The organism is Amycolatopsis sp. NPDC050768 (genome assembly GCF_040654155.1).
GTDB lineage: Bacteria > Actinomycetota > Actinomycetes > Mycobacteriales > Pseudonocardiaceae > Amycolatopsis.
Map to the genome: position 1 here is coordinate 1 of NZ_JBFAHL010000052.1, position 1,264 is coordinate 1,264.

Sequence of the window (1,264 nt, forward strand, 5' to 3'; positions counted from 1 at the left end):
GCGTTCGCGAACGCCCGCTCGGTCCCGTCCTGCTGGGTCACGCGGTACTGCTCCGGGGTCAGCCGGGACACGGCTTCCGGGTTCTTGTTGTACTGCTGCACGAACGCCTCCCTGACGGTGTACACCTCGACAACAGTTTCGCGGCCGGGCTGACGCCGGTCTTACCGTTCCCAGAAGCGATGCCGGAGCAGAGGACCCCGCGCCGGCCCTCGCGAAGGTTGGACTCCGGAAGAGCAGCCCGTTGGCAGGCGTGCACTGATCGGACACCGCAGTGCGCAAGCGTAAGGATGAGCGGCCGGGCGGTGTCAGGCTATTCGGGGACGATATGAACGGCCGCTTCCTCCGCGGACGCGGCGGCGCCGTCTACTCCAGCGTCCGACGCGAACAGATAGGGGTAGACCGGATCCGACTCCTCGTCTTCGATCAACCGTCCGGCGCGCCGAGTGCCGACCTGGTCGTCGTAGAGCTCCCCGTCCGTGTCCGATGTGTCGCCCAGGCCGTCGCCTTCGGGCTCGCCCGTGAAATCGGGCAGTTCGCGCGCGAGGCGGTGGCCGAGGTCCTCATGCCCCGCGGCCTCGCCGGCCGTGGTGCCCCAATCGAACACGGCGATCGGTCGTTCGGAGGCGGAGTAGCCCTCGTCGAGGACGTCCTCGACATCCCGCTCGTCGAGGCTCTCATCGGGTTCGAGGACGCCGGAGTCGTTGTCCACGCCGCCGTCGTACTCGTCAGCGTCGTCACTCATGTCCAACCTCATTGGGTATTTGACGATGTGCGGCGGCGCGGCACGGATTCTTACCGCGTGTTCGGCAGGACCTTGGTGGACCAAAGGTGTCGGGGGCACCGGTACAAGGCCGGGTTCACGTGGCGGGGCTTCCACGAGTGCGTCGCATGGCTCCGGGTAGCTCAGGTCGACGGTGTACAAGTCGCCCTGCTTCCGGAAACCGTGGTCGAGGGCGTCCACGACCAGGTCACACTTGGTGCTCCACCGTCGATACAGCGTGGGGCGCGAATCAGCCGTTCGCGGGTGGCCTGGACGATCGCCTCGTCCAGGGTCGTATCGCGCAGCCACACTGCCGTGCGAGAACCCGGGCCCGCGAGGCGATTCCCGCAGGCCCGGGTTCTCAGTAGCTGGACAGCGCCGCCTCGATCAGAGGACGTCCTTCAGGTCGGACAGCAGAGCCGCCTTCGGCTTCGCGCCGACGATCTGCTTCACCGGCTTGCCACCCTGAAACAGGATCAGCGTCGGGATCGACATCACCTGGTA

At 66.9% G+C, this 1,264-nt stretch carries 2 protein-coding genes; both read right to left on the bottom strand.

The genetic code is table 11. The features are described 5' to 3' along the window. Positions 1-310 precede the first annotated feature (310 nt). Entirely contained in the window at positions 311-742 is a 432-nt protein-coding gene (locus AB0H62_RS51230) for a DUF5709 domain-containing protein (protein WP_220240253.1), read from the bottom strand. Between the two features lie 405 nt (positions 743-1,147). Beyond that, positions 1,148-1,264 (bottom strand): thioredoxin domain-containing protein (locus tag AB0H62_RS51235; RefSeq protein ID WP_360584686.1); only part of this gene is annotated, 117 nt, incomplete at its 5' end.

What these genes read in the sequence shown, in the direction of transcription:
- AB0H62_RS51230 (WP_220240253.1), bottom strand. Translation starts at nt 742, where the DNA reads ATGAGTGACGACGCTGACGAGTACGACGGCGGCGTGGACAACGACTCC.